This window comes from Streptomyces sp. NPDC059853 (genome assembly GCF_042731495.1).
Classification (GTDB): domain Bacteria; phylum Actinomycetota; class Actinomycetes; order Streptomycetales; family Streptomycetaceae; genus Streptomyces.
On record NZ_JBHWJL010000249.1, the window covers coordinates 1 to 7,909 of the forward strand.

General features: G+C 71.9%; 7 protein-coding genes. 2 read left to right on the forward strand and 5 right to left on the reverse strand.

The window, feature by feature from the left end; translation table 11 throughout:
* Nucleotides 1-228 precede the first annotated feature (228 nt).
* Together ACFV5N_RS21525 and ACFV5N_RS21530 are read right to left on the reverse strand one after the other, a co-directional pair.
* Nucleotides 229-921 (reverse strand): HAD family hydrolase, encoded by a 693-nt coding sequence (locus ACFV5N_RS21525; protein ID WP_385602233.1) that lies wholly within the window; start codon nt 919-921, stop codon nt 229-231.
* Between the two features lie 40 nt (nt 922-961).
* The gene (locus ACFV5N_RS21530) at nt 962-1,435 is read right to left on the reverse strand and encodes a DUF6912 family protein (protein WP_385602236.1); all 474 of its coding nucleotides are present in this window, start codon (nt 1,433-1,435) and stop codon (nt 962-964) included.
* A 117-nt stretch (nt 1,436-1,552) separates the two neighbouring features.
* On the opposite strand from ACFV5N_RS21530, the gene ACFV5N_RS21535 reads away from it, so the two are divergent.
* The gene (locus ACFV5N_RS21535) at nt 1,553-2,059 is read left to right on the forward strand and encodes an Rv3235 family protein (RefSeq protein ID WP_385602239.1); all 507 of its coding nucleotides are present in this window, start codon (nt 1,553-1,555) and stop codon (nt 2,057-2,059) included.
* 117 nt (nt 2,060-2,176) lie between these two features.
* On the opposite strand, the gene secA is transcribed toward ACFV5N_RS21535, so the two are convergent.
* Complete coding sequence (secA, locus tag ACFV5N_RS21540; RefSeq protein ID WP_385602242.1) at nt 2,177-4,954, reverse strand: preprotein translocase subunit SecA; 2,778 nt, start codon at nt 4,952-4,954, stop codon at nt 2,177-2,179.
* Nucleotides 4,955-5,077: 123 nt separating this feature from the next.
* Between secA and ACFV5N_RS21545 the strand changes: the two genes are divergently transcribed.
* The gene (locus ACFV5N_RS21545; RefSeq protein ID WP_385602244.1) at nt 5,078-6,298 is read left to right on the forward strand and encodes a winged helix-turn-helix domain-containing protein; all 1,221 of its coding nucleotides are present in this window, start codon (nt 5,078-5,080) and stop codon (nt 6,296-6,298) included.
* Between the two features lie 207 nt (nt 6,299-6,505).
* Here ACFV5N_RS21545 and ACFV5N_RS21550 read toward each other — a convergent pair whose 3' ends face one another.
* Complete coding sequence (locus ACFV5N_RS21550) at nt 6,506-7,294, reverse strand: response regulator (RefSeq protein ID WP_385602247.1); 789 nt, start codon at nt 7,292-7,294, stop codon at nt 6,506-6,508.
* A 140-nt stretch (nt 7,295-7,434) separates the two neighbouring features.
* Nucleotides 7,435-7,909: HPF/RaiA family ribosome-associated protein (locus tag ACFV5N_RS21555; RefSeq protein ID WP_385602249.1), on the reverse strand; the 475-nt coding region annotated here is incomplete at its 5' end.

A 7,909-nucleotide genomic window follows, 5' to 3' on the forward strand; every position in this document is an offset into this window, starting at 1 on the left:
GATCCTGGTGCGGTGCTCCCCCAGCTGACGCTGGGAGGTGCCCCCTTCGCTTCGCTCAAGGCGGAGGGCCGGCCTCGTAGTGGGCTGCCCGGCCGGGCCCGACAGCTCTGCTTCCCGAGTCTCCCAAGAGAGCAGAGACGGAGCGGAGCGTGGTGCGGCGGGGTGCCGTGCCTGGGGGCACCTCCCAGCCGCCGGGCCGGGGGCGGCCTCCGGGCCGGGCGGGACCCGTCAGACACCCCCCAGCTCCGCTGCCAGGGCGACCGCGTCCGCGAGGCTGTCCACGACGGGGACGCCGGCGCGCCGGAGACTGCGGCGGCTGTGCGATCCGCCTGTATACAACACGGCGTGCGCCCCGATGTGCGCGGCGGCCAGCGCGTCGTCGGTGGCGTCGCCGATGACGACGGTGCGCTCCGGGGGGACGGAGCCGAGGGCGGCCAGGTGACGGGCCATCTGCTCGGCCTTGCCGGTGCGGTTGCCCGCGCCGGTGCTGCCGTCGACGCGGGTGAAGTGGCCGGCGATGCCGAGCCGGGTGACCAGCGGGGTGAGCTGGTCGTGCAGGGCGAGGGAGCACAGCGACTGGGTGTGGCCGGCGCGCTGCCAGGAGAGCAGCAGGTCGGTGGCGCCCTCGGTGAGCGCGGCGCGGCCGGCGTGCTGGGCGTAGTGCCGCTGGAAGGCGCCGTCGAGGCGTTCCCATTCGGGGCCGCTCAGCTCGCGGCCGAGGAGGCGCTGGTAGAAGCGGGGGATGGGGACGCAGTACTCGTCGCGGTAGCGCTCCACGGTGATGGGACCGGCCTCGAAGACGGCGAGGCAGGCGTTGACGGACTCGACGACGACGTCCGTGTCGTGCAGGAGGGTGCCGTTCCAGTCCCACACGATGTGGGCGGCGGGGCGCGGGGCGGCGGTCTGGGTGTCCACAGGCATGGTCTCGACGGTACGGGGCGGCGCGGGCGGGTGCGAACGATTACGGCAGGAGGTGGGGGATCTCCTGGACGCCGTACCAGAGCAGTTCGTGGCCGGGGTCGGCGAGGGCGTCCGTGTCGTCCGTGCCGTCGGCGAGGGCGGCGGTGACGTCGGGCTCCGCGGCGGCGGCGTCGAGGTGGACGGCGGCGAGCCGGGCCGGCGGGACGGGGGCGGTGAGGGTGACGGCGCCGGGCGCCGCGGGGTCGGTGCCGGGCACGACGGTGCGGTCGGGGACCTCGGCGGCGAGGACCACGCGGCGCCGGGGCGCGGCGGGGTCGGCGGCGAGCAGCCGCAGCGAGGCGTCGGCGGCCTCGCCGAGCGCGGCGTACTCCAGTTCCTCCTCGTCCGCGTCCGCTCCGTACCAGGCGCGCAGGGCGGGGGTGACGGCGACGGCGGCCAGCGGCGCGGGCCCCAGCTCTCCCGTCCGGTGCAGGGCGGCGAGCCCGGGGAGGGTGAGGGGGAGGTAGACGCGCATGGACTGCCGCTTTCATCACAGGACTTGACGGGGGTGATCCCAGGGTACGCCTTGCCGCTCCGCTGTCGACTGACTACACTGCGTCATAGTTACTCGTGAGTAGAAACAGGGGGCGGCGTGCACACCACCGGGCCGAGCAGGATCGACCGACGCTCCCGCACCGGTGCGGGGTCCGGGCCCCGCACCCGGCGCACCGACCCCCGGCGCCCCGGCGTGCCGCTGCCCCGCAGGGGCGGCACCACCAGCGGCCCGCCGCGCTGGTTCGCCGAGCGGCTGCTGCTGATCCTCAGCGGCCGCCGCCCCGTCCACCTGCTGATGGGGCACACCACGCCCGAGGCGTACGAGACGCTCGCCCGCGCCGCCGACCACCCCCCGCTGGGCAGCGGCGGGGTCCCGGTGCTGCGCCGGGTGGACGCCACCCGCCCGGCGTCCGGGGTGCTCGAAGCGTTCGCCCGCGTGACGGAGGGCGACCGCACCCGGGCCATCGCCTTCCGCCTGGAGGAGGGCGGGGCGGGCGGCTGGCGGTGCGCGGCGCTGGAGCTGGACACGATGAACCCCGGCCACCAGGACCCGCCGCATCCCACGGCGCCGCCCACCCGCCGCATCGACGGCAGCCGCCGCTGATCCGGCGGGGCGCGCCCCGCACGCCGCAGGCGCACCGCCCCCGCACGCCGGAGGGGCGGCGGTACCGGCTTCCGCCGGCCCCGCCGCCCCTCCGTCACCGCGCTCGCGGGCTCCGCGTCACTTCTTGCGGCGCCGGCCGCCCTTCTGGGCCTTCCGGCGGTCCGCCCGGCCACCCGTCGGCTGGTCGGCACCGGTGACGACATCGCTCTCCACGACACCGCCCTCCCCGTCCACCGACGGGGCCGACAGATGCAGCCGGTCCGCCCGCTTCGGCGCCTCCAGGCCCTTGGCCAGGATCTTCGGCGCCGCGCCGCCGGCGCCCGCGCCCGGCGCAGCCGCCTGGACCGGCACCTGCTCGACCTTCCGCTCCACCTGGACCTCCAGGTTGAACAGGTAGCCGACCGACTCCTCCTTGATCCCGTCCATCATGGCCGTGAACATGTCGAAGCCCTCGCGCTGGAACTCCACCACCGGGTCGCGCTGCGCCATCGCGCGCAGCCCGATGCCCTCCTGGAGGTAGTCCATCTCGTACAGGTGCTCACGCCACTTGCGGTCCAGCACGGAGAGCACCACACGCCGCTCCAGCTCCCGCATCACCTCGGAGCCCAGCTCCTCCTCGCGGGCGTCGTACTGCTTGTGGATGTCCTCCTTGATGGACTCCGCGATGAACTCCGGCGTCAGCCCGTCCCGGCCGCCCGCCTCGTCCTCCAGGTCCTCCACCGAGACCTGCACCGGGTAGAGCTGCTTGAACGCGCCCCACAGCCGGTCCATGTCCCACTCCTCGGCGAAGCCCTCCACCGTCTCCGCCTGGACGTAGGCGTCGATGGTGTCGTCCATGAAGAAGCGGATCTGCTCGTGCAGGTCCTCGCCCTCCAGGACCCGGCGGCGCTCGCCGTAGATGACCTCGCGCTGCCGGTTGAGCACCTCGTCGTACTTGAGGACGTTCTTGCGGATCTCGAAGTTCTGCTGCTCGACCTGGCCCTGAGCGGAGGCGATCGCCCGGGTCACCATCTTGTTCTCGATCGGCACGTCGTCGGGCACATTGGCCATCGCCATGACCCGCTCCACCATCTGCGCCTTGAACAGCCGCATCAGGTCATCGCCCAGCGACAGGTAGAACCGCGACTCGCCCGGGTCGCCCTGACGTCCGGACCGGCCGCGCAGCTGGTTGTCGATACGCCGCGACTCGTGCCGCTCGGTGCCCAGGACGTAGAGCCCGCCCAGCTCCTTGACCTCCTGGAACTCGTCCTCGACGGCCTTCTCGGCCCGCTCCAGCGCCTGCGGCAGCGCCGCCGCCCACTCCTCGACGTGCTCCACCGGGTCCAGGCCGCGCTTGCGCAGCTCCGCCTCGGCGATGTCGTCCGGGTTGCCGCCCAGCTTGATGTCGGTACCGCGGCCCGCCATGTTGGTGGCCACCGTGACCGCGCCCTTGCGGCCGGCCTTGGCGACGATCGCCGCCTCCCGCTCGTGGTTCTTCGCGTTCAGCACCTCGTGCCGCACACCGCGCTTGTTCAGCTGCTGGGACAGGTACTCCGACTTCTCCACCGACGTCGTCCCCACCAGCACCGGCTGCCCGGTGCGGTGCTTCTCCACGATGTCCTCGACCACCGCGTTGAACTTGGCGACCTCGGTGCGGTAGATCAGGTCCGCCTGGTCGATGCGCGCCATCCCCCGGTTGGTCGGGATCGGCACCACGCCCAGCTTGTAGATCTGGTGGAACTCGGCGGCCTCGGTCATCGCCGTACCGGTCATGCCCGACAGCTTGCTGTACAGCCGGAAGTAGTTCTGGAGGGTGATCTTGGCGAGCGTCTGGTTCTCGTCCTTGATCTTCACCCCCTCCTTGGCCTCGATGGCCTGGTGCATGCCCTCGTTGTAGCGGCGGCCCGCGAGGATACGGCCGGTGTGCTCGTCGACGATCACGACCTCGCCGTCGATGACGACGTAGTCCTTGTCCTTCTTGTACAGCTCCTTGGCCTTGATCGCGTTGTTGAGGTAACCGACCAGCGGCGTGTTCACCGACTCGTACAGGTTGTCGATGCCCAGCCAGTCCTCGACCTTGCTGACACCGGCGTCGTGGATGGCGACCGTGCGCTTCTTCTCGTCCACGTCGTAGTCGCCGGTCTCCGCCTGCTGGCGCGAGGGCACCGCCGCCTCACCCTTCTCCAGCCGCTTGACCAGCTTCGCGAAGTCCGCGTACCACTTCGTCGCCTGGTCGGCGGGGCCGGAGATGATCAGCGGGGTACGCGCCTCGTCGATGAGGATCGAGTCGACCTCGTCCACCACCGCGAAGTTGTGGCCGCGCTGCACCAGTTCTTCCTTCGACCACGCCATGTTGTCGCGCAGGTAGTCGAAGCCGAACTCGTTGTTCGTGCCGTAGGTGATGTCGCACGCGTACTGCGCCCGCCGCTGCGCCGGGGTCATGCCCGCCGTGATGCAGCCGACCTCCAGGCCCAGGAAACGGTGGACACGGCCCATCCACTCCGAGTCGCGCTGCGCCAGGTAGTCGTTGGTCGTGATCAGGTGCACGCCCTTGCCGGACAGCGCGTTCAGATACGTGGGCAGCGTGCCGACCAGCGTCTTGCCCTCACCGGTCTTCATCTCCGCGACATAACCGAGGTGCAGCGCCGCGCCCCCCATCAGCTGCACGTCGTAGTGGCGCTGGCCCAGCACCCGCTTGGCGGCCTCACGGACCGTGGCGAACGCCTCCGGGAGCAGGTCGTCGAGCGTCTCGCCCTGGTCGAGGCGCTCCTTGTACTCGTCGGTCAGCGCCCGCAGCTCCGCGTCGGAGAGATCAAGGAAGTCCTCTTCAATGGAATTCACCTGAGCGGCGATGCGGTGCAGCTTGCGCAGGATCTTGCCTTCGCCTGCACGCATGAGCTTGTTGAAGACGGACACGAGGGCTGGTCTCCTTGGGTCGGGCCTGCTGGGACGCGGGCACAGCGAGAATGGCCCCGCCGCACCGGCCATGGTATGCGAGCGCCGACGCGAGTGTCAGTGGTCGGCCCTACGATCGCCACCATGACTGTTGCTCCTGCCCGCCTGACCGCCGACGAGGCCCGCCGGATCGCGCTGCGCGCCCAGGGACTGCTCGGCGCGGTGGACCGCCGGGCCGGGGTGCGCGGCGTCCTGCGCCACCTCGGTCAGGTCCAGCTCGACACCATCTCGGTGCTGGCCCGCTCGCACGAACTGCTGCCGTACGCGCGGCTGGGCGCGGTCGGCCGGCAGGCGGTGGAGGAGGCGTACTGGTCGGGCGGCGCCTCCTTCGAGTACTGGTCGCACGCCGCGTGCGTGCTGCCCATCGAGGAGTGGCCGCTGTTCGCCTTCCGGCGCCGCGCCTTCCGCGACCGCGAATCCTTGTACCACGGGCTGGCCGAGGGCGTGTACCAGCGGGTCGTGGACCAGCTGCGCTCGGAGGGCCCGCTGACCGCCACCGAGCTGGGCGGGGCGAAGAACGGCGGCCCCTGGTGGGACTGGAGCGACGCCAAGGTCGCCGTCGAGCGGGCACTCATGTTCGGGGAGGTGGTGTGTGTCGAGCGGCGCGGCTGGAAGCGGGTGTACGACCTGGCCGAGCGGGCCGTCCCCGACGCCCTGCTGCACGACGATCTCGACGACGCCACCTGTCTGCGCCGGCTGGTCGCGCAGGCGGGCGCCGCGCTGGGCGTGGCCACCCAGGCCGACCTGGCCGACTACCACCGGCTGAAGTCCGCCGAGGTCGCCTCGGTCGTCGAGGACTCCGGCCTGGTGGAGGTCACGGTCGACGGCTGGGCCCCGGCGGGCGGGCGCCGGGAGGGCCGGCACCGGATCTGGGCCGACCCCCGCGCGCTGGAGAGCACGCCGCGCGGCCGGCACCGCACCACGCTGCTCTCCCCGTTCGACTCGCTGATCTGGGACCGCGCCCGCACCGAGCGGATGTTCGGCTTCGTGCACCGGCTGGAGGCGTACGTACCCCGGCCGCGCCGCGTCTACGGCTACTTCGCCATGCCCCTGCTGTCCGGCGGCCGGCTGCTGGGCCGGGTGGACCCGGCCCGCGAGGGCACCACGCTCGTCGCCCGGCACGCCTCGTTCGAGGGCGGCCCCGAGCGGGCCGCGAAGTCCGTCCCGGCCATGGCCGAGGCCCTGGTCGAGGCGGCGTCCTGGGTGGGCGCCGAGGCGGTCCGGGTGGAGCGCACCACCCCCGACGAGCTGCACGTCCCGCTGGAGCGCGAGCTGGCCGCGGCCCTCCGCGCCGCCTACCGCTAGGTGTATTGACCCGCGGGGTTGTTTACGCGGCTGATGGGGGCACCTCCCGGCCGAAGGCCGGGGGAACCTCCCCGCGTTGCCGAACCGCCCGGAGGACACCACCCTGAGGGCGCTCCGGCGCCTCGCGACGCACCGCATCCGACAACGCGGCCTCGTCCACGAAGATCCACACGAGACGGCCCAGGGACGGCACCCCAGCTGTGTTACCTAGCCGGTCTCCAGATCCAGGATCTTCTCCCGCATCGCGTACACCACGGCCTCCATCCTGGAGTGCAGCTGAAGCTTCTCCAGGATGTTGCGCACGTGGTTCTTCACGGTGTTCTCGGAGATGAACAGCGCCTTGGCGATGTCCCGGTTGTTCTTCCCGGTGGCCACCAGCTTCAGCACCTCCAGCTCCCGGTCGGTGAGCTTGGGCGCCGGGACCAGCCTCCGCTCGTCGGTGCGCTGGATCATCGACTTGAACTCGGTGAGCAGCTTGGCCGCCATCGACGGGCTGATCTGCGACTGACCGTCCGCCACCGCCCGGATCGCGGCGGTCACCTCGTCGGTGGAGATCTCCTTCAGCAGATAGCCCGTCGCCCCGGCCTTGATCGCGTCATAGAGATCGGCTTCCTCGTCGCTGATCGTCAGCATGATGATCCGCGCGCTGGGGGCCACCTCCTTGATCGAGGTGCACGCCTCGATCCCGCCCCGGCGCGGCATCCGCACATCCATCAGCACGATGTCGGGCAGCAGGTCGGCGGCCTTCTCCACGGCCTCGGCGCCGTCCCCGGCCTCCCCGATGACCTGGATGTCCTCCTCCTGCGCCAGCACGATCTCCAGACCCCGCCGGAACAGCTCGTGGTCGTCCACGACCAGCACCCGGATCGGCTCCCGGCGGGTGGGCACACCGTCCATACCGTCCGTACTCTCCGTCTCCGGCGCCCCGTGCGGCAGGCCCCGCCGCTCCCGCGCCGGCCCGGTGCGGGGCATCACGGGTCCGAAGCCGTCCACCATCGTCGTATCCCCCTGCACAGGCCGGTACCGCCCACCGGACAACGGATGGCCACCGTAAGCCGGTTGGCACGCCCATGATTCCATGACGGGCGCCCCCGCCAGATCCACGATCCGGCCCGGGGGCGCCCGCAGGAGCGATGTCAGCCGCCCAGTACGGCTCCCGCACCGACCGGGGCCCGCTCCGCCAGCGGGTCACCTTCCAGGTGGATCACGCCGTAGTCGTACCCGTGCCGCCGGTAGACCACGCTCGGCAGCTTGGTGTCGATGTCCACGAACAGATAGAAGTCGTGGCCCACCAGCTCCATCTCCTCCAGCGCCTGTTCCAGCGACATGGGGGCGGCCTTGTGGGTCTTCTCCCGGACGACGAGCGGCCCATCGCCCTGCACGACGATCGAACCCGCGCGGCGCACCGGCACCGCGGGCTCCTCCGGCTCCCGGGGGCCGACCTCCAGCTCGCCCTCGTCGTTGATCACCGCCGCCTCGGGGACGGCCGCGCCCACCTCACTGGCGGGGATGCGCCCCTTGCCGCGACGGCACTTGCGCTTGTCGTGCTGCCTGCGCAGCCGGGCTTCGAGCTTCTCCACGGCCAGGTCGAGCGCGCCGTAGGGGTCGGCC

Excerpts from the sequence above, each read along its gene's own strand:
- ACFV5N_RS21525 (WP_385602233.1), bottom strand. The coding sequence starts at position 921 with ATGCCTGTGGACACCCAGACCGCCGCCCCGCGCCCCGCCGCCCACATC.
- ACFV5N_RS21530 (WP_385602236.1), bottom strand. The coding sequence starts at position 1,435 with ATGCGCGTCTACCTCCCCCTCACCCTCCCCGGGCTCGCCGCCCTGCAC.
- ACFV5N_RS21545 (WP_385602244.1), top strand. The coding sequence starts at position 5,078 with ATGACTGTTGCTCCTGCCCGCCTGACCGCCGACGAGGCCCGCCGGATC.
- ACFV5N_RS21550 (WP_385602247.1), bottom strand. The coding sequence starts at position 7,294 with ATGGTGGACGGCTTCGGACCCGTGATGCCCCGCACCGGGCCGGCGCGG.